The sequence below is a fragment of the Acidovorax sp. sif1233 genome (genome assembly GCF_019218755.1).
Taxonomy (GTDB): Bacteria; Pseudomonadota; Gammaproteobacteria; order Burkholderiales; family Burkholderiaceae_C; genus Acidovorax.
Map to the genome: position 1 here is coordinate 96739 of NZ_JAHUWZ010000007.1, position 20268 is coordinate 117006.

The window sequence follows — 20268 nt, forward strand, 5'->3', positions numbered from 1 at the left end:
TACGTTTCGGCATTGACGGTGACCCATGAAGCATTCAGACGACATCGTGAACCTCTTTCAGCAGTTCGGCGCCAAGGCGGACCCCTACCATGAGCTGGCCCGCCAGCAGGAGCACAAGCTCTCCAGGGAGCGCTGGCCCCTGGTGTCGGCCGTCCGGGACGCCGTCGCCGATGACGTTCCTTCCGTAGACCGCCGCGCCGGCGCCCCCGGCGCCCCGACGCCCCAGGCGGCCTTCGCGCTCGCGCCGGCTTCGGCACGGCCCGTCCCCGCGGGCTGGGCGCAACCCGCCGCGCGGCCTGCGGCCGAGGTTCCTCCGCCCGTGGTGGCGCCCACGCCCATGCCTGCGCCTATGACCCCGGCGGACCGCGTGCCACCGTCGGCCGCGCTGGCCGCCCGTTCGCCCCTGGCCGGCCTGGCCGGCCTGCGCACCGCGGCGGCCCCTTCCCCTTCCGATGCGGCGGCGGTGCAACCCGGTTCGCTGCCCGCCGATCTGCCGTCGGTGTTTGCGCGCCTGGCGGGCGCGGGCGACACCCCGGCCCGGCCCGCAGCGGCCTGGCAGCCTCGCAAGGGCCACCCATGAAAGTGATTGCCATCGTTTCTGCCAAGGGCGGCGTGGGCAAGACGACACTGACCGCGAACCTGGCCACCGCGCTGGAGCGCCAGGGCGTGGCGACCTTGCTGGTGGTGGACATGGACCCTCAGAATGCGCTGGGCCTGCACTTCGGGGCCGATCCCCGCTCCCTCGCGGGCGTGTCCCGGGCCAGCCTGGCGGGCGAAGGCTGGGCCTCCGTCTGCGTGGAAAGCCCCTCGGGGGTGCATGTGCTGCCCTATGGGGTGGTGAACGAGGCCGACCGCGTGGCCTTCGAGCGGCATCTGGATGCGCATCCGCACTGGCTGGCACAGCAGCTGGAGAGCCTGGAACTGCCGCAGGACGCGGTCGTGCTGATCGACACGCCGCCCGGCCCCTCCGTCTACATGCAGCAGGCGCTGGCGGCGGCCCAGGTGGTCGTCGTGGTCAGCCTGCCCGACGCGGCATCGTATGCCTCGCTCGCCCTGATGCAGCGCCTGGTGCACACGTACTGCACGCCGCGCCCCGACTTTTCCGAAACGCTCTATGTGCTCAACCAGGCCGACGGCGCGCGCCAGCTGTCCAAGGACATCACGCGCGTCATGCAGGACAACCTGGGCGAGCGGCTGGTGGGCGTGATCCACGAGGACCAGGCCGTGCGCGAAGCGCTGGCCTACGACCAGAGCGTGCTGGAGTACGACGCACAGGGCCAGGCGGCCGATGATCTGCGCGCCTGCGCGCGCGTCCTGGCGCAGCGCCTGCGCCTGCCGCTGGCGGGGGCCGCGCGATGAGCGTCGACCAGCGTCCCCGGGCCGACGAAGTCGCCGACGCCGACTCCCACAGCCCCCAGGCCCGCTGGCGCACCGTGGTGCATGCCATCACCGGGTGGAACCTGTGGCAGCACCCCGTGGTGCGTGTCGCGGCGGTGGTGTTCAGCGCCCTCCTGATGGGGCTGGTCATCAGCGTGCCGCTCGACCTCCAGGGCCAGATCCTCTTTTCCGTGGGCTCGTTCGGTGCCGCCCTGCTGCTGAGCAAGACGCCCGGCCGCCTGTCCACGCTGGCCATGATCGTGCTGTCGATCTCGGCGTCGTCGCGCTACATCTACTGGCGCTTCACGGACACCATCGGGTTCACCAACCTGCTGGATGCGGCTTTCGGGTACGGCCTGGTGCTGGCGGAGCTGTATGCGTTCGCGGTGCTGCTCATCGGCTACTTCCAGACGGCGTGGCCGCTGCAACGTCGCCCGGTTCCCATGCCCCAGGACATCAGCACCTGGCCCAGCGTGGACGTGTTCATCCCTTCGTACAACGAGCCGCTCGAAGTGGTGCGCCAGACCGTGTTCTCGGCCATGAGCCTGGACTGGCCGGCCGACCGGCTTCACGTGTACGTGCTCGACGACGGCCGCCGCCCCGAGTTCCGCGAATTCTGCGAAGAGCTGGGCGTGGGCTACCTGATCCGCGACAACAACCACCATGCCAAGGCCGGGAACATCAACGCGGCGCTGAAGGTCACGCACTCCGAATACATCGCCATCTTCGACTGCGACCACATTCCCACGCGCTCGTTCCTGCAGATCTGCATGGGCTGGTTCTTCAAGGACACCAACCTGGTGATGCTGCAGACGCCGCACGTGTTCTTCTCGCCGGACCCGTTCGAGCGCAACCTGGACACGTTCCACCGCATGCCCAACGAGGGCGAACTGTTCTACGGCATCGTGCAGGACGGCAATGACCTGTGGAATGCCTCGTTCTTCTGCGGTTCCTGCGCCATCATCCGCCGCAAGGAGCTGCTGGAAGTGGGTGGCATCGCGGTGGAAACCGTGACCGAGGACGCGCACACCGCGCTCAAGCTCAGCCGCCTGGGCTACAACACGGCCTACCTCGAGGTGCCCCAGGCCGCGGGCCTGGCCACCGAGAGCCTGTCCGGCCACGTGGGCCAGCGCATCCGCTGGGCACGCGGCATGGCGCAGATCGCGCGCACCGACAATCCGCTGTTCGGCAAGGGCCTCAAGTTCGGGCAGCGCCTGTGCTACCTGAACGCGATGCTGCACTTCTTCTACGGCCTGCCGCGCCTGGTTTTCCTGACGGCGCCGCTGGCCTACCTGTTCTTTGGCGCGCACGTGTTCCAGGCCACCGCCCTGATGATCACCGCCTATGCGCTGCCCCACCTGGCCCACGCCAGCGTGACCAACTCCCGCATCCAGGGGCGCTTTCGCCATTCGTTCTGGAACGAGGTGTACGAATCGGTGCTGGCCTGGTACATCATGCGCCCGGTGCTGGTGGCGTTCATCAACCCCAAGCTGGGCAAGTTCAACGTGACGGCCAAGGGCGGGGTGATCGAGAAGGCCTATTTCGACTGGACCATCGCACGGCCCTACGTGGTGCTGCTCCTCATCAATCTCGTCGGGTTCGCGGTGGGAATCTGGAAGCTGTTCTCGTCGGCGGGCGATGAAACCACGACGCTGGTCATCAACATGGTCTGGACCACCTACAACGTCATCCTGCTGGGCGCCAGCGTCGCGGTGGCCAGCGAGACCCGCCAGATCCGGGGCACGCCGCGCGTGGCCGCCTCCCTGCCCGCCGTGATCCGCTTCGACAACGGGCGCACGCTGGTGTGCAAGACCGAAGACTTTTCCCAGCACGGGCTGGGCCTGTCCGTGCCCCCGGACAGCGACATTCCCATGGGCAGCCGCCTTTCGGTGTCGCTGTTCCGGTCGGACGAAGAAGGTGTCTTTCCCGCGGTCGTCACGTTCAGCGGCAAGGGCCGCCTGGGCGTGAAGTTCGACAACCTCAGCCTGCACCAGCAGGCCGAGCTGGCGTCGCTGACCTTCGCGCGGGCCGATGCGTGGATCACCAGCTGGGGCACCGGCCAGCGCGACAAGCCACTGCGCTCGCTCCGAAGCGTGATCGTGATCGGGCTGCGCGGCATGGGGCAGCTGACCGTCTCGGCCGTCAAGTCCCTGAAACCCCGCTGAGAACACCGACACGTTCCAAGCCTTTCCCTGTTTCCAAAGACTCCACACCATGATTTCCAAAAGACATCCGACAGCGCGGCTGCCGCGCAAGCGCATGCTGCCTGCCATGCTGGCCTTGGTACTGGCAGGGACGGCCGTGCCGGTTTCGCAGCTCTCCGCCGCCCCCGCGCCCGTGGCGGCCGGCGTGGACGCGGCGGCGGCGGCACCGCAGTCCGACGGCGTGCGCGTGCACCGCACCAGCTTCAAGGACCTGGGCGCCCTTTTTCCCCTGCAACTGCGGGGCGTGGACGGCACCAGCGGCGTGGCCTTCAGCGTGCGCGGCGACGAGGTGGTCACCGGCGCCCGGCTGAAGCTGAACTACTCGTACTCGCCCGCCCTGCTCACCAACCTGTCCCACATCAAGGTGCTGGTGAACGAGCAGGTGGCCGCGACGATTCCGGTGAACACGCAGCAGGCGGGCGAGAACCTGCAGCGCGAGATCACCATCCCGCCGCGCCTCATCACCGAGTTCAACCGGCTGAACCTGCAGCTCATCGGCCACTACACCATGGAGTGCGAGGACCCGCTGCACTCCAGCCTGTGGGCCAACATCGGCAACGACAGCGTGCTGGAGCTCACCGTCGCGCCGGTGGCGCAGACGAACGATCTGGCGCTGCTGCCCCAGCCGTTCTTCGACCGCCGGGACGTGCGGCCGCTGGACCTGCCCATCGTGTTCAACGCGGCGCCCAACGCGGGCATGCTGCAGGCCGCGGGAACCATGTCTTCCTGGTTCGGCGCGCTGGCGGGTTTCCGGGGCGCGAAGTTCCCCTCCTTCATTGGCGAACTGCCACCGCGCGGCAATGCCGTCGTGATGGTGGCCGGCCGGGGCCAGGCCCCGGCGGGTCTGGCGCTGCCCGAAATCCAGGGCCCCACGGTGGCGGTGGTCAGCCACCCGGCCGACCGCAACGGCAAGCTGCTGCTGGTCATGGGGCGTGACGAGGCTGAGCTGGCCGTGGCCGCCAAGGCGCTGGCCATCGGCTCCTCGGCACTGTCCGGCCCGCTGGCGCGGATCACCGAGGTCACGGAACTCAAGCCCCGCAAGCCCTACGACGCGCCCAACTGGCTGGCCAACGACCGTCCGGTGAAGTTTGGCGAGCTGGTCGAAGCCCAGGCGCTCAACGTGTCCGGTTATTCGCCCGACCTGATCCGCGTGAACTTCTTCCTGCCGCCCGACCTGTTCGCGTGGCGCCAGAAGGGCATCCCGGTGGACCTGCGCTACCGCTATACGCCGCGCCCCAACGCGGACAAGTCCACGCTCAATATCAACGTGAACCAGCAGTTCCTGCGGTCCCTTCCGCTGCATGCGGTGAACCATGAGGAGTCGGGCGCGCTCGACCGCCTGTTGACGACGGTGATGCCCAAGGGCGAGATGGCGCCGGAGCGCGAGAGCTTCCACATCCCGCTGTTCAAGCTGCCAGCCCAGTCGCAGCTGCAGATGCACTACTACTACGACGTGGTCAAGCAGGGCGCGTGCAAGGACGTGCCGCTGGACAACGTGCGCGGCTCGGTGGAGGCCGATTCGACCATCGACATCTCCGGCTTCCCGCATTTCATCGCGATGCCCGACCTGGCCGCCTTCGGCAATGCCGGGTTCCCGTTCACCCGCATGGCCGATCTCTCGGAGTCCGCCGTGGTCATGCCGGACAAGCCGGGGGTGCAGGAGTACACGGCCTACCTGGGGCTGATGGGCGTCATGGGGCGCGTGACGGGGTACCCCGCTCTGGGCGTGACCGTGGCGCAGGCCCAGCAGGTGGACAGGCTCGCCGACAAGGACCTGCTGGTCATTGCCTCCGGCGGCAACCAGCCCTTGCTCAAGCAGTGGGCCAGCGCCATCCCCGCGGCCTTGCAGGGCGATGCGAAGAGCTTCCAGATGTCGGACTTCGCCAACCGCCTGCTGCGCTGGTGGGGTTTTGGCCAGGAGTCCAGCGTGCACGCGCGGCGCAACCAGGTCGCGTTCTCCAGCAACAGCACCGATGCGCTGGTGGCTGGTTTTGAATCGCCCCTGCGCAGCGGCCGCAGCGTGGTGCTCGTGGCCAGCAACCAGCCCGCGGGGCTGGGGCAGGTGATGGATGCCCTGCTGGACGCCGAATTGCTCAAGCACGTGCAGGGCAGCACCACGGTGATCCGCGGCAAGCAGGTGGACAGCCTGGTCGCCGAGAAAAACTACCATGTGGGCCAGCTGGGCCCCCTGCTGTACGCGCAGTGGTTTCTTTCGCGCAACCCGCTGCTGCTGATCCTGCTGGGCGTGTCGGCGGCGGTGCTGATTGCGATCATCATGTACCTGTCGCTCAGGGCGCGCGCACGGGCGCGGCTCAAGCAAAAAGGTTGAGGCAAGGCGAAGCACGCCCGGTATTTTCTGAATCACGCAACACAGTCCCGGCACCTCGGTGGCCGGGAACCTCGCAGGGAGAAGGAAGGCATGTCCTCCAAACGTCGTCGTCACCACACACTGGCCATGGGGCTGCTGGCCTCGCTGATGGCGCCCGCCGCGGCCTGGGCGCAGACCGGGGCGGAGCAGACCCTGCTGGACCAGGGACAGTACTGGCAGGAGCGCGGTGACACCGAGCGGGCGGGCGAGGCATGGCAGAAGCTGCTGCGCATCAACCCGCAGAATGCCCAGGCGCTGTACGGGATGGCGCTGGTGGAGCTCAATGCCCAGCGCCCCGAGGGCGCGCAGCGCTACCTGAACCAGCTGCAGGCGGCGCACCCGCGCAGCCCCCTGGTGAGCCGGCTGCAGGAGTCCATCCGCACGGGGCGCAGCGCGCCGCAGATCGAAACCGCGCGCCAGCAGGCCCGCAGCGGCCAGGCCAGCCAGGCGCTGAGCACCTACCAGGCGGCGCTGGGAGACCGCGCCCCCACCGGGCCGCTGGCCCTGGAGTACTACCAGACCCTGGGCGCCACGGCGGGCGGCTGGGACGAAGCCCGCCGCGGCCTGAGCCGCCTGGCGCAGGAGTCGCCCGAGGATCCGCAGATCGCGCTGGCCCTAGCGCAGCACCTGACCTACCGCGAGTCCACGCGCCGCGACGGCATCGCCCAGCTGGCGCGGCTGGCGGGGCGTCCCGACGTGGGCAAGGCTGCCACGGAAAGCTGGCGCAAGGCGCTGGCCTGGACAGGCAATCGCTCGGCCGACATCCCGCTGTACCAGGAGTTCCTGCGCGCCAATCCTGGCGACACGGCGGTGCAGACACGCCTGGTGCAGGCGCAGAACCTGCAAAAGCAGTCCCAGGCCGCTCCCGGCCGCACGGCCGATCCGCTGCGCCAGCGCACCACGGCAGGATTCCAGGCCCTGGACGACGGCGAACTGGACGCGGCGGAGGCCGCCTTCCTGAACGTGCTCGAATCGCGCCCCAGCGATGGCGACGCCCTGGGCGGCCTGGGCATCCTGCGGCTGCGCCAGGAGCGGTTTGCCGAGGCGCGGGGGCTGCTGGAGCGCGCCTCGCGCGCCGGATCGGCCAGCCGCTGGAAGCAGGCCCTGGACAGCGCCACCTACTGGAGCCTGGTGGAGCAGGCCACCACGGAACGCGAACGCGGCGACACGGCGGCGGCCCGGCGTTCGCTGGAACAGGCCGTGCGGCTCAATCCCGCCGAGGTGACGGCGGAGAGCGATCTGGCGGACCTGCTGGTCGAAGACGGCCAATACGACGCGGCGGAGGCGGCCTACCGGCGCGTGCTGGCGCGCCAGGCCGACAACCCCGACGCGGTGCGCGGCCTGGTGGGCGTGCTGGCGCAGAACAACAAGGCCGCCGAAGCGCTGGCGCTCGTCGAGAAACTGTCCCCCTCGCAGCAGGAAAAAGTGGGCGCCCTGGGGCGCCTGCGCGCCGCGCAGGCCCTGGGCCAGGCGCGCGCCGCCACGGAGCGCGGCGATGTCGCGGCTGCCCGCGCCGCGCTGGAAGACGCGCTGCTGAACGACCCGGCCAGCCCCTGGGTGCGGCTGGACCTCGCGCGCCTGTACCTGCGCATGGGCGCGGTGGCCGAGGCCCGCGGCGTGATGGACGGGCTGCTGCTGTCCAACCCCAACATGCCCGAGGCGCTGTACGCGGGCGCCCTGCTGGCCTCCGAGGCCGGTGACTGGCCGGGTGCGCTGGCCCTCCTGGACCGCATTCCCGAAAAGCACCGCACCCGGGACATCGCCGCGCTGCAAAAGCGCGTGTGGGTGCATGTGCAGGCCTCGGCGGCGTCGGCGCTGGCGGCGCAAGGCCGGCAGTCCGAGGCGCTGGCCGCCCTGGCGCAGGCGGAGTCCTTTGCCACGCAAGATCCCGAGCTGCTGGGGGCCATGGCCCTGGCCTACGCGGACGCGGGCGAGCCGCAGCGCGCCCTGGGCATGGTGCGCCAGGTGCTGGCACGCACCGCCCGGCCCGACGTGGGCCTGCGCCTGCAGTACGCGGCGACCCTGCTCAAGACCCAGCAGGACGTGGAACTGGCGGGCATCCTGCGGCAGTTGCAGACCGCCCCCATGAACGACCGCGAGCGCAAGAGCTTCAGCGACATCCGCCGGGCCTACATCGTGCGCCAGGCCGAGGGCCTGCGCGAAGCGGGCGACCTGGTCGCCGCCTACGACACGCTCGCCCCCCTGCTGGCCGAGCAGCCCGACGAACCCCTGGCCATGGCGGCGCTGGCCCGCATGTACGCGGCCAACAACGACTATGCCCAGGCGCAGGCGCTGTATGCGCGGCTGCTGGAAAAGTCGCCCAATGATGTGTCCCTGCTCCTGCAGACCGCGGCCATGGCCACCGGCGCCAAGGACTACGGCTACGCGGAGTCGCTGCTGTCCGTGGCGCTGGCGCGCGCACCCCGCGATCCCGAGGTGCTGACCGCCACCGGGCGGCTGTACCGCGCGCAAGGCAAGAACTCCAAGGCCACCGAGTTCTTCACGGCGGCCGTTGCGGCCGAAAACGCGCAGCGCGATGCCGTGCTGGCCGCCAGTGGCGTGCCGGCGGGTCCGGCGCGCTCCGGGAATCCATTCGCCCAGCGCGCCGGGCAGCAGTTCCAGCGTGCCGGTGGTGGGCTGTCGGTGCCGGGCGCCGCCACGACGGCAGTGCGCTCGCCGGTGGGCTACACCCCCCAGCAGTACGCCCCGCAGCCCGTGGCGCGCAGCAATGCGCCCGCAGGCCTGTACATTCCGGATCCGGCGGGGGCCAGCCGCTTTGGCACGGCGCCACAGGCCTACGCCCCGGCCGCCCCCATGACGCCCGCCAGCTACTACCCCGAGGCCGCCAGCCCGGCCGCGGTGGCCGATGTGGCTGCATCCGCAGGCACCGCGCGTCGCGCCACGGCGGCACGCGGCGCGGCGCCACAGGCCCCCGTCCAGCGGTCGTCCGCCGCCGCGCCCGCGGCACCGGCCGTGGCGCCCGCGTACGCTGCTCCGTCCGCCTCCCAGGTGCCTGCGCAGCCCGCCGCCAGCGGGGGCTACCTCACGCCCGCGCAGGCCTATGGCGGGTATGCGGCGGCACCCCAGCCGCTGCAGCGCGGCGGTGCGCCTGCCGCGGCGGCTCCCTCGGCCTGGGCCACGGCCGGGATGGGCAACGTGCCGGACCCTGCGCGGCCCCGTACGGCCCGCGACGAGCTGCGGGAAGTCCAGCAAAGCCAGATATCCAGCTTCTCGGTCGGTGCCACGGCGCGTGCCCGGCAGGGCGAGGCGGGCATGAGCCAGCATTCCGAGATCGAAGCCCCCGTCCAGCTGAAGATGAGCGTGGGCGACGGGCACCTGCTCCTGGGCGTGACCCCCACGGGCGCCAGCGCGGGATCGCCCGGGTCTCCGTACGGCACCGTCAGCCGCTTTGGCGGCGGCCCGGTCACCGCGCTGGACATGCCCGAGCGCGCGGCGGGGTCGCAGAGCGACAGCGGCATCGGGCTGAGCGTGGGCTATGAAAACGGCGGCTTCCGGGCCGACATCGGCAGCACGCCGCTGGGCTTCGGCCAGTCGGACGTCACGGCCGGCGTGCGATACCGCACGGCCCTCACCGACAACCTCACCGTGGCGGGAGACCTGTCGCGCCGCCCGGTGACCGACAGCCTGCTGTCGTTCGCCGGTGCCCGCGATGCGCGCACGGGAGACCGCTGGGGGGGGGTGTCGGCCACGGGCGGGCGCCTGGACCTCACCTGGGACGATGGCGAACTGGGCGTGTACGGCTACGGCTCGCTGCACGGCCTGACCGGCACCCGTGTGCGCAGCAATGCGCGGGCCGAACTGGGCGGCGGCATGTACTGGCATGTGCACCGCACCTCCAACGAGGACCTCACGGCCGGCCTGAGTTTCACGGGCCTGTCGTACCAGCGCAACCTGCGCTACTTCACCGTGGGCCACGGCGGGTACTTCAGCCCGCAGCAATTCGTGTCCTTCGGCATTCCGGTCGAATGGGCGCAGCGCAATGGCCGCCTGTCCTACCAGCTCAAGGGCTCGGTGGGCGTGCAGTACTTCAAGGAAGACGCGGCACCGTACTTCCCCAACAGCCCGTCGCGGCAGGCCAGTGCCGTCCAGGCGGCCAGCGACGCGCTGGCCTTCGGCGAAACCGGCGCCACGGCCATCTACCCCGGCCAGTCCCGCACGGGCCTGGGCTACAACCTGGGCGCCGCCATGGAGTACCAGATGCACCCGCAGGTGTTCCTGGGCGGGCACCTGTCGCTCAACAACGCGCGCAACTACCGCGAATTCGCGGGGGGCCTGTATGTGCGGTACGCGTTCCAGCCCTACAGCGGCCTGCAGGCCTTCCCGGTCAACCCGCTGCGGTCGCCCTATAGCTACTGAGGCCACAGAACTTCCCAGAGGGCCCACCAGCTTTCTGCAGGCAACAAAAAGGCCCGCCGCACATGAAGTGCGGCGGGCCTTTTTTTGCTGGCGGCCACGGGTGTGGCCTGCTTGCCAGCCTACCTACCTGTGTGCCTCAGCCTGCCTGCACGCACGCAAGGCATCGCATGCACAAGCCGTCGAGGGGCCGGCGGGTGGCCCCCGCCTCGCGGCAGGGCGCCACACCCCCTTACCTTCAGGGCGTGGCCTGCTTGGCGCCCACAAACACCGTGTGGGCGCGCGATCCCGCGACGGACAGCCCGGCGGTCAGGATACGCAGGCCGACCACGTTGCCGTTGGCGTCGAACTGCGCAGCCGCTGAACCGGACTGCGGCGGGCCGGACGACAGGCCGCAGGTGATGGGGGCATTCGGGCTGTCGAGGTAGCCGAACGCCTCCACGCGGTACAGGTTCAGGCCGCTGCCGAGTTCGCCCAGGAGCTTGCCCGCGACCTCGCAGCCGCTGGTGGTCAGGCCCGTGATCGCGCCATCGGCGAAGACCGTGAGCGTCGTGGTGTCACCGCCAAAGCCGGTGCCTGCCATCTTGTAGGTGCCGACGATCAGGGCCGTGGTGGGCACCTTGCCGGCGGGCAGCGCATACAGGGGGTCGGGCTGGACGCTGAAGCGGGTCGGGGCGCCGCCGGGCTGGGTGGGGTAGCTGAAGGTGCCGGTGAACAGGCTGGCGGTGCTGGAGCCCGTGGCGCTTTGCAGCGTGCCGTCGATCAGCACGGACTCGTTGTAGGCGCCCGTGTTGGCCAGCAGCCGGTTGAAGAACACCCCGTCGTTCGCGGTCACGAAGCGGTTGTTCGTCGCGTTGTTCGCGTAGCGGATGAGCCGGCCGTACAGCGCATTGTGGTCCAGGCTGCTGTTGGTGTAGAAGAACAGGCCGCCATCCGGGAGCACGCTGCCCCAGACGGACGTGTCGCCAATCACGCCTGTGGGCAGCGTGAAGGCGCCCTGCCAGTTGCCCGCCACGGACAGCGGCGTGGCCGAGGGCGGCGTCGTGGTGCGCGGGTCGGCGATGCCGTTGAGGGTGTAGGTGTTGTCGGGGCCCGTTGCGTTGCGCGTGAACGCCCAGATGCCGTTGGGTACGCCCGCCGCGTCGAAGCGCAGCACGGCGATGCCGGACTGCTGGGTGCCGCTGGCCCCGCAGGAGGTCGTGTCGCCGGAGAGGTTCAGCGTGAGCGAGTACAGGGGCGAGCCCGCGGCGCGGGGCGTTGCCGAGCCCGTGACCAGGCAGCCGCCAATGCGGCCCGAGAGCTGGCCCTGGGGAGTGACGGTGAGCACCCATCCGCCGCCAAACAGGCCCGTGCCCCGGTAGGTGCCCTCGATCAGCGTGGCGGTCGCGGTGTGGAAATTGAGGCTGCTGTACGAGAGCTTCAACGGCACCACGGCGCCGGAGGCGGCCGCCGTCTGCACCGGATCGCTGTAGTTGCCGCTGATGCCGTCGGTGCGGCCGATCTTGCCGCTGTTCGATGCCGTTCCGCGCAGCGTCAGACCGGTGGCGAATTTGCCGTCCTGCACCGAGAAATACGTCACGCCGGTGGCCAGCACCGCGGTGACGTTGACATTCAGGCGCCCGTAGAGCGCATCGAAGCCCGCCGCGCCGGGAGCTTCGCGCGCCAGGTAGAACTCCCCGCCGGTGCCCATCGGGCCCGGATCGATGTAGCCCACGACCTGGCGCTGCGCCGCGCCCGTGCCCACCGTGCCTTCCCACACGCCGCCAGGGAACTGCTGAACCCCCGGGGCGGGGCCCACATCCGCTCCATCGGAGGAGCCGCCGCCGCAACTGGCGAGCAAGGCCGCACAGGACAAAGAAAGCCAAAGAGATTTGCGCATGATGGACAGAAAGAAAGATCAGTGGGTGGCAGGTGGGTGGCGCGGGTGCGCAAGCACGGCACCTGCCGCAGTGCTGGAGGCCTCCGCACCGGGGCATGGCGCAAGGCGCACTCGGCGCGCCAGCCGGCGCGCATGCGCGGCATGCAGGCTGGCTGGCGGTGTCCAATTGTGCCAGCAGCAGGCCCAAAGGACGATGGGAAATGGGGCACCGCAAGGGGCTGCGGGCTTGCTGGGCGGGGCGCGGCGGCCCGGCGCATCCCGCTGCCGGCAGTGCCCTGGCGTCCCGGCCGGCAGTGCGCACGGCGTGGCGTGCACTGGTTTGCTATTATTTTTGTAGCTTCTGGCGCTTTGCCAGCAAGGGGTGAGGCGGTTTTCTTGCCTCCATCTGTGGCCGCTCAACAAAAAAGGCCGGACTCCGGGCGGGAGTCCGGCCTTGCGGGCCGCGCGGGCGGCTCGGCTCAGTCGTCGTTGGTCGCCAGGCTGATCAGGATGCGCAGCACGTACCAGAGCATCAGCGCGATCGAGGCGAACAGGTGCAGCGCGGCGCCCGCAGGGCGGTCGGCGGGGTAGTCGTGGATGATGCGCGAGGTGTCGTACAGCACGCAGGCGCCCGCGAACAGCACCATGATCCCGGAGAACCAGATGCCCAGCTTGAAGCCGAAGATGGCGCCGGCAACGATGGTGCCCAGGGCCACCAGGCCCCCCACCTTCAGGATGCCGCCCAGGAACGAGAAGTCGGTCTTGGTGGTGAACGCCGTCCAGGTGAGCGCGCCCACCAGCAGCAGCGTGATGAAGGCCGCCGCTCCGATGGCGCCGGGGGCCACGATCTGCGCGATGCCGAACATCGGCGCGAAGATCAGGCCTTCGGCCAGCACGTACAGGCCCAGGCCCATCAGCTGTGTTTGCGGGTTTTCAGAGTTGTCGGCCATGTACGAGGCCAGCCAGCCCACGAGCATGAACGCGCCCATGACGCCCAGCCACAGGAACTTGTTGCCGCTGCCCAGCAGCATCTTGGCCGTTGCACCGGAAAAGCCGGTCGCCATCAGCACGGCGGAAAGCACCACGAAGGCCAGCATGGCGGCGCCCAGGTGCTTGTAGGTGGAGACGATGAAGTCGCGCCGTTCAAACGGCGCGCCCTCGGGCGTCGAAGGGGTCAGTGCATTGGGGTTCATGGCGCATTCCTCCATTGGATCGTTGTGAAAACAGGGGAAGGGCATGGCCACAGCGCCCCTCCCTCCCTCTCTGTGAAAAATTCTCAGGCAGCGCTGAGCTGCTGCTCCTGGTCGGCGGCGCGCAGCTTGCGGTTGCACCACACGCCCAAGGCGCCCAGCAGGGTGAGCACAATCGCGAAGATCCAGGTGCCCGCGCCGCTGAAGGACCGTGCGGAGGAGGCCGCCTCGGCCTGCAGGCGCTGCCGGGTCGCCTCGTAGCTGATCACGGGCTTGCCATCGACCGCCACTTCGTACACCAGGTCGCTGTCGCTCTTGTCCACCAGGGCGGTGATCTTCTCGTCAATGAGGTTGCCAACCAGCTGCTGGGGCGTGCTGTAGTCGATGCGCAGCTTGCGCTCCTCGGCGCCCGCGGCATCGGGCTTCACGCTGATTTCGTAGTACTTCTTGGTGGAGCGGCGCTTGCGCTTGACCGTCACCTCGGACGCCTGCGTCACGGTGCCTGCCACGGACTGCAGGCTCTCGCGCGCCGCGTAGGCATGGTCGCCCTCGGCCTTCCAGCCGCTGTACAGCGACAGGCCGATCAGGCCCGGGCCGGCCAGCAGCAGCAGCCATGCGTAGCCGGTGATGAAAATCAGAATCTTGCGGACGAATCCTGGCATGACGTTCCCTCTCTCTCGTTCTTGCTTGAATGTTGTGGATACAGGCTGAAATTGCCGCCGCTGCTGGATGCAGCGGCCGGCAAGGACGAGATGATCTTCGAGTTGGGCGCGCCGGATGTAAAAAAGTGTTGGCCCCGTTGCGGCGGTGCCGCACTGGACAAAGTGGCGGGGTGGGCGGCGCCGCGGCCGGTGTAAAAGCGCCGCGCGGCGCCCGCCGGGGCAAAAAAAAAGGGCCCGCAGCGTCCGTGCTGCGGGCCCCTGGCCGGGTCATTGCAAGAGGGGTGGGTCCATCAGAACGGGATGTCGTCATCCATGTCGTCAAAGCCCGAGGCCGCGCGCGGTGCCTGGGCCGCGGGTGCGGGGGCGGGGCGCTGGGCGGGTGCCGCCATGGGGCGCGGCGCGGGCGCGGCGCGGCGGGGGGCCTGGTCATAGCCGCCGCCGCCCTGGTCGCCGCCGCCGTAGCCGCCATCGTCATAGCCGCCGCCCTGCTGGCCACCACCACCCTGGCCGCCCATGCCCTGGCGGCTGCCCAGCATCTGCATCTGGTCGGCGCGGATTTCGGTGCTGTACTTTTCCACGCCGCTCTGGTCGGTCCACTTGCGCGTGCGCAGGGAGCCTTCGACGTACACCTGCGAGCCCTTGCGCAGGTACTGGCCGGCGATCTCGGCGAGGCGGCCGTTGAAGACCACGCGGTGCCATTCCGTGGCTTCCCGCATTTCGCCAGACTGCTTGTCTTTCCACTTGTCGGTGGTGGCGATCGTCACGTTGGCCACCTGGTCGCCACTGGGGAAAGTGCGCATTTCAGGGTCGCGGCCCAGGTTGCCGACGATGATGACTTTGTTTACGGATGCCATGGTGCTGTCTTTGCCTTAAGGAAGTAACAAAGCGCCGGATTTGGAGAGAGTTTCCGGGCGCCAAACGCGCCATTGTGCCGCAAGCGGGGGGCAATGGAAGCCCCCACCCGGCAGCGCCCGGCCGTGCCCAGGCCCGCCGCCGCTTGTTGTGCTCAATGGCCGCCGCGGCCCACGGGCCGCAGCGGCCAGGTCAGCGCCAGCCACAGGGCCGTGAGTGCGGCGGTCGCCGCGAACAGGCCCGGAGCCCCGGCCCATTTCACCAGCGCGCCGCCCAGCGCGCCGCCGGCGAACAGCCCCAGCGACTGCAGCGTGTTGTAGCTGCCCAGCGCGGCGCCACGCAGCTGGGGCGGCGCCATGCGCGAGACCAGGCTGGGCTGGCTGGCCTCCAGCGCGTTGAACCCGCAGAAGAAGACGAACAGCAGCGGCCCCAGCACCCACAGCGTCGGCGGCGCGGCGCTGGACGCCAGCGTGCCCAGGCCCACCTGCACGAGCAGCACCAGCGCGATGGCGCCCAGCAGCGCCGCGCGCAGCCTGCCGGTGCGTTCCAGCGCGAAGAGCCCGCCCATGGCCCCGAACGACAGCACCACGGCGGGCAGGTAGACCTGCCAGTGGTGGTCCTTGGCGAGGCCGGCCTGCACCAGCAGGGCCGGCACGGCCACCCACATCGATAGCTGCACGGTGTGCAGAACGAACACGCCCAGGTTCAGGCGCAGCAGATCCGGGTGGCTCCACACGTCGGCCAGGCGGCCCCGTGCGGCATCGCCGTGCCGCGCGGGCTCCGCAGGCACCCACCAGATCACCACCGCCACCCCGGCCAGTGCGAGGGCGCAGGTCAGGCCGAACAGGCCCGCCAGCCCGATGTGGGCCGCCAGCACGGGGGCCGCCACCAGCGCCACGGCGAACATCAGGCCGATGCTGCCGCCCACCAGCGCCATGGCCTTGGTGCGCACGGCGTCGCGCGTCTGGTCGGCCAGCAGGGCGGTCACGGCGGCCGACACGGCCCCCGCGCCCTGGAGCGCGCGGCCCGCGAGCAGGCCCGTGAGCGAATCGGCCAGCGCCGCCAGCAGGCTGCCGGCGGCGAACACCAAAAGCCCCAGCACGATCACGCGCTTGCGCCCGAACCTGTCGGAGGCCATGCCCAGCGGCAGCTGCAGCAGCGCCTGCGTGAGACCGTAGATGCCCATGGCCAGTCCCACCAGCGCCGGATCGTCCCCGCCGGGGTACTTGCGTGCCTCCAGCGCGAAAACCGGCAGGACCAGGAACAGGCCCAGCATGCGCAGCGCGAAGATCAGCGCCAGACTCACGCTGGAGCGGCGCTCCAGCGGTGTCATTGCGTTGTCGGAAGGCGGCGGGGACGGGGGCTGCGGCTGCGGGGCGGCGCCCAAAAAAGAAGGGGAAGAGGATTCCGGCACGGTGGTGCCCTATGGGGCGGGTAAAGCGGGGATTTTCGCCCATTGCGCGCAAGCGCCTGTCCGCAGGGGCGAGCGAAGGGGGCCGAAGGCCTCTGCGGGGGCGGCGCCTGGCGGCAGGCCCCTGCCGGTGCGCGGGCGGCGCGGTGCCGGTTCAGCGGACCATGGCGGTGCCCTGCCGGACGGCGGCGGCAGGCTCACAGCAGGCCGCAGATCCGCTGCACGCACTCGCGGGGCGTGAGCTCGGCGGTGGGCAGCACCAGCTCCGGGGCCAGCGGCGCCTCGTACGGGGAATCAATGCCGGTGAACTGGCGCAGCTCGCCCGTGCGGGCCTTCCGGTACAGGCCTTTGGGGTCCCGCTGCTCCGCGAGCGCGAGTGGAACGTCGACGAAGATCTCCACGAAATCCCCCGCCGCGAACAGGTCCCGGGCCGCCTGGCGTTCGGCGCGAAAGGGCGAGATGAAGGCCACCACGACGATCACCCCCGCATCCACGAACAGCCGGGCCACCTGCGCGATGCGGCGGATGTTCTCCGCCCGGTCCGCGTCGGAGAAGCCCAGGTCCCGGTTCAGGCCCTGCCGGATGTTGTCGCCATCCAGGATGTAGGTGCGTTTGCCCTGGCGATGGAGTTCGCCTTCCAGCGCGTTGGCGATGGTCGACTTGCCGGCCCCGGACAGGCCGGTGAGCCAGATGACCCGTCCGGGGTGGCCGCCGAGCTGTTCGCGCTCCTTGCGGGTGACGGTGAGCGCCTGGGCATGGATATGGGGGGTGGGATCGGACACTGGGGTGGAATGTGCGGATGAACTTGGCGCCATGTTAATGGCATGACGGCCGCCACCCACCGGCGCGGCGTGCCTGGCCTATCATGGTGGGTTTCCCTGCACAGAGCCGCGCCCACCGTGAACCCCCCTTCCGCCCCGCTCCCCGAGCCCGCTGCCCCGTCCGACGCTGGCCGTTACCTCGCCCATGCCCTGCGCGAGCAGCGCATCAGCATCCGCGGCGCGCGCACGCACAACCTCAAGAACATCGACCTGGACATCCCGCGCAACCAGCTCGTGGTGATCACGGGGCTGTCGGGCTCGGGCAAGTCGAGCCTGGCGTTCGACACGCTGTATGCAGAGGGCCAGCGGCGGTATGTGGAGAGCCTGTCGGCCTATGCGCGGCAGTTCCTCGGGCGGCTGGACAAGCCCGACGTGGACCTGATCGAGGGCCTGTCGCCCGCCATCAGCATCGAGCAGAAGGCCACCAGCCACAACCCGCGCTCCACCGTGGGCACGGTGACCGAGATCCACGACTACCTGCGCCTTCTGTACGCCCGCGCGGGCACGCCCTACTGCCCCGACCACGGCCTGCCGCTGGCCGCGCAGACCGTGAGCCAGATGGTGGACGCCGTGCTGGCGCTGCCCGAGGACACGCGCCTCATGCTGCTGGCCCCCGTGGCACGCGAGAAGAAGGGCGAGTTCACCGAGCTCTTCACGCAGATGCAGGCGCTGGGCTACATCCGCTTTCGCGTGGACGGCACCATCTACGAATACGAGAGCCTGCCCGCGCTCAAGAAGACCGAGAAGCACAGCATCGACGTGGTGATCGACCGCCTGAAGGTGCGCCCCGAGATGCAGCAGCGCCTGGCCGAGAGCATCGAGGCCGTGCTGCGCGTGGGCGGCAACGACGGCAACGGCCGCGTGCTCGCGCTGGAGATGGACACGGGCCGGGAGCACCTGTTCAGCAGCAAGTTCGCCTGCCCGGTGTGCAGCTACTCGCTGGCCGAGCTGGAGCCGCGCCTGTTCTCGTTCAACTCGCCCATGGGCGCCTGCCCGGCGTGCGACGGCATCGGCCAGCGCGAGGTGTTCGATGCGGCGCGCGTGGTGGCCTTCCCCGGCTTGAGCCTGGCCAGCGGCGCCATCAAGGGCTGGGACCGGCGCAACGGCTACTACTTCGCGATGCTGGAGAGCCTGGGGCGGCACTACGGTTTCGACGTGGAGGCGCCGTTCGAGTCGCTGCCCGCCGCCGTGCAGCATGCCGTGCTGCACGGCTCGGGCGAGGACGAGATCGCGTTCAGCTACATCCTGGACAGTGGCGCCAACAAGGGCAAGGTCTACACCAAGAAGCACCCGTTCGAAGGCATCCTGCCCAACATGGCGCGGCGCTACCGCGAGACCGATTCGGTCGTGGTGCGCGAAGACCTCGCGCGCTACCGCAGCAGCCAGCCCTGCCCCGAATGCCACGGCACCCGCCTGCGCCGCGAGGCGCGCCACGTGAAGGTGGGCGAGGGCGCGCAGGCCCGCGCGATCTTCGAGGTGAGCCACGCCACGCTCAGCGCCGCGCACGGCTGGTTCCAGGCGCTCACGCTCACGGGCGCCAAGGCCGAGATCGCCGACAAGGTGGTGCGCGAGATCACCACGCGGCTGCAGTTCCTCAACGACGTGGGCTTGAACTACCTGAGCCTGGACCGCAGCGCCGAGACGCTGTCGGGCGGCGAGGCGCAGCGCATCCGCCTCGCGTCGCAGATCGGCTCGGGCCTCACCGGCGTGATGTACGTGCTCGACGAGCCCAGCATCGGCCTGCACCAGCGCGACAACGACCGGCTCATCGCCACCTTGCAGCACCTGCGCGACATCGGCAACAGCGTGATCGTGGTCGAGCACGACGAGGACATGATGCGCGCGGCCGACCACGTGATCGACATGGGCCCGGGCGCCGGCGTGCACGGCGGCCGCGTGATGGCGCAGGGCACGTACGACGCGGTGCGCAGCCACCCTGAATCGCTGACCGGCAAGTACCTGTCGGGCACGTTGTCCATCGCCGTGCCGAAGCGGCGCACGCCCTGGCTGCCGGTGGTGGAGCAGGCGGCGCCGGTGGTGGAGGCCAAGGGCAAGTCGCGCTTTCCGCAGACCGAGGCCAGCAAGCGCCGCGCCGAGCGCATGGCCGAACACCACGCGCGCCAGGGCGCGGTGCAGGCGCTGCGCGTGGCGGGCGCCACGGGCAACAACCTCCAGAACGTGACCGTGGACTTCCCCGTGGGCCTGCTCACCTGCGTGACGGGCGTCTCGGGCTCGGGCAAGAGCACCCTGGTCAACGACACACTGTACGCCGCCGTGGCGCGCCAGATCTACCGCGCCCACGAAGAGCCCGCCGCGCACGAAGAGATCGTGGGCATCGAGTATTTCGACAAGGTCATCAACGTCGACCAGAGCCCCATCGGCCGCACGCCGCGCAGCAACCCGGCCACCTACACCGGCCTGTTCACGCCGATCCGCGAGCTGATGGCCGAGGTGAACACCGCCAAGGAGCGGGGCTATGGCCCCGGGCGTTTCAGCTTCAACGTGGCCGGCGGCCGCTGCGAGGCCTGCCAGGGCGACGGCGTGGTGAAGGTGGAGATGCACTTCCTGCCCGACGTGTACGTGCCCTGCGACGTGTGCCACGGCCAGCGCTACAACCGCGAGACGCTGGAAGTTCTGTGGAAGGGCAAGAACATCGCGCAGATCCTGGAGCTCACCGTGGAGGACGCGCACGCGTTCTTCAAGGACGTGCCGGCCATCGCGCGCAAGCTGCAGACGCTGCTGGACGTGGGGCTCTCCTACATCCGCCTGGGCCAGGCGGCGACCACGCTCTCGGGCGGCGAGGCGCAGCGCGTGAAGCTGGCGCAGGAACTCTCCAAGCGCGACACCGGCCGCACGCTCTACATCCTGGACGAACCGACCACCGGCCTGCACTTCGCGGACATCGACCTGCTGCTCAAGGTGCTGCACCAGCTGCGCGACGCGGGCAACACCATCGTCATCATCGAGCACAACCTCGACGTCATCAAGACCGCCGACTGGCTCATCGACATGGGGCCTGAAGGTGGCGCCGGCGGCGGCACCGTGGTGGGGGTGGGCACGCCCGAGGACCTGGCGGCCAACCCGGCAAGCCATACGGGGCGGTATCTGGCGCCCTACCTGCGGGCGAAATCTGAGTGAAAATGACTGCTAG

General features: G+C 69.9%; 12 protein-coding genes. 6 read left to right on the forward strand and 6 right to left on the reverse strand.

Going from position 1 to position 20268, the window contains the following annotated elements:
• Positions 1-25: 25 nt before the first annotated feature.
• From bcsP to KW843_RS20990, 5 genes are all read left to right on the forward strand, one after another.
• A complete protein-coding gene (bcsP, locus tag KW843_RS20970; protein WP_218297087.1) occupies positions 26-580 on the forward strand; it encodes a cellulose biosynthesis protein BcsP in 555 nt (184 codons plus the stop codon).
• Positions 577-1359: a cellulose biosynthesis protein BcsQ gene (bcsQ, locus tag KW843_RS20975; RefSeq protein WP_218297088.1), complete on the forward strand. Its 783-nt coding sequence runs from the start codon at positions 577-579 to the stop codon at positions 1357-1359. The genes bcsP and bcsQ overlap by 4 nt, the downstream gene beginning before the upstream one ends.
• Complete coding sequence (gene bcsA, locus KW843_RS20980; RefSeq protein WP_218297089.1) at positions 1356-3542, forward strand: UDP-forming cellulose synthase catalytic subunit; 2187 nt, start codon at positions 1356-1358, stop codon at positions 3540-3542. Before bcsQ ends, bcsA begins: the two co-directional genes overlap by 4 nt.
• Before the next feature lie 49 nt (positions 3543-3591).
• Positions 3592-5910 carry a cellulose biosynthesis cyclic di-GMP-binding regulatory protein BcsB gene (bcsB, locus tag KW843_RS20985; protein WP_218297090.1) on the forward strand — a complete coding sequence of 773 codons (2319 nt, stop codon included), beginning with the start codon at positions 3592-3594 and terminating at the stop codon, positions 5908-5910.
• Positions 5911-6000: 90 nt separating this feature from the next.
• On the forward strand, positions 6001-10326 hold the full coding sequence (locus KW843_RS20990; protein WP_255594849.1) for a cellulose biosynthesis protein BcsC: 4326 nt from the start codon (positions 6001-6003) through the stop codon (positions 10324-10326).
• Positions 10327-10561: 235 nt separating this feature from the next.
• Here KW843_RS20990 and KW843_RS20995 read toward each other — a convergent pair whose 3' ends face one another.
• The 6 genes from KW843_RS20995 to cysC form a co-directional block, all read right to left on the reverse strand.
• Entirely contained in the window at positions 10562-12202 is a 1641-nt protein-coding gene (locus tag KW843_RS20995) for a hypothetical protein (protein WP_255594850.1), read from the reverse strand.
• Positions 12203-12660: 458 nt separating this feature from the next.
• Positions 12661-13374 carry a Bax inhibitor-1 family protein gene (locus tag KW843_RS21000; RefSeq protein ID WP_218297091.1) on the reverse strand — a complete coding sequence of 238 codons (714 nt, stop codon included), beginning with the start codon at positions 13372-13374 and terminating at the stop codon, positions 12661-12663.
• Positions 13375-13457: 83 nt separating this feature from the next.
• On the reverse strand, positions 13458-14033 hold the full coding sequence (locus KW843_RS21005) for a hypothetical protein (protein ID WP_218297092.1): 576 nt from the start codon (positions 14031-14033) through the stop codon (positions 13458-13460).
• Positions 14034-14323: 290 nt separating this feature from the next.
• A complete protein-coding gene (ssb, locus tag KW843_RS21010) occupies positions 14324-14887 on the reverse strand; it encodes a single-stranded DNA-binding protein (protein ID WP_218297093.1) in 564 nt (187 codons plus the stop codon).
• 152 nt (positions 14888-15039) lie between these two features.
• On the reverse strand, positions 15040-16218 hold the full coding sequence (locus KW843_RS21015) for an MFS transporter (protein WP_218297094.1): 1179 nt from the start codon (positions 16216-16218) through the stop codon (positions 15040-15042).
• Positions 16219-16493: 275 nt separating this feature from the next.
• Positions 16494-17078, reverse strand: a complete 585-nt coding sequence (gene cysC / locus KW843_RS21020) for an adenylyl-sulfate kinase (RefSeq protein ID WP_369643755.1) — start codon at positions 17076-17078, stop codon at positions 16494-16496.
• Positions 17079-17195: 117 nt separating this feature from the next.
• On the opposite strand from cysC, the gene uvrA reads away from it, so the two are divergent.
• Positions 17196-20255 carry an excinuclease ABC subunit UvrA gene (uvrA, locus tag KW843_RS21025; protein WP_218297095.1) on the forward strand — a complete coding sequence of 1020 codons (3060 nt, stop codon included), beginning with the start codon at positions 17196-17198 and terminating at the stop codon, positions 20253-20255.
• The last annotated feature ends 13 nt before the right edge of the window (positions 20256-20268 follow it).

Bases quoted from the DNA above. Each gene is read 5' to 3' on its own strand.
- bcsP (WP_218297087.1), top strand. From the start codon at position 26: ATGAAGCATTCAGACGACATCGTGAACCTCTTTCAGCAGTTCGGCGCC.
- bcsQ (WP_218297088.1), top strand. From the start codon at position 577: ATGAAAGTGATTGCCATCGTTTCTGCCAAGGGCGGCGTGGGCAAGACG.
- bcsA (WP_218297089.1), top strand. From the start codon at position 1,356: ATGAGCGTCGACCAGCGTCCCCGGGCCGACGAAGTCGCCGACGCCGAC.
- bcsB (WP_218297090.1), top strand. From the start codon at position 3,592: ATGATTTCCAAAAGACATCCGACAGCGCGGCTGCCGCGCAAGCGCATG.
- KW843_RS20990 (WP_255594849.1), top strand. From the start codon at position 6,001: ATGTCCTCCAAACGTCGTCGTCACCACACACTGGCCATGGGGCTGCTG.
- KW843_RS20995 (WP_255594850.1), bottom strand. From the start codon at position 12,202: ATGCGCAAATCTCTTTGGCTTTCTTTGTCCTGTGCGGCCTTGCTCGCC.
- KW843_RS21000 (WP_218297091.1), bottom strand. From the start codon at position 13,374: ATGAACCCCAATGCACTGACCCCTTCGACGCCCGAGGGCGCGCCGTTT.
- KW843_RS21005 (WP_218297092.1), bottom strand. From the start codon at position 14,033: ATGCCAGGATTCGTCCGCAAGATTCTGATTTTCATCACCGGCTACGCA.
- ssb (WP_218297093.1), bottom strand. From the start codon at position 14,887: ATGGCATCCGTAAACAAAGTCATCATCGTCGGCAACCTGGGCCGCGAC.
- KW843_RS21015 (WP_218297094.1), bottom strand. From the start codon at position 16,218: ATGACACCGCTGGAGCGCCGCTCCAGCGTGAGTCTGGCGCTGATCTTC.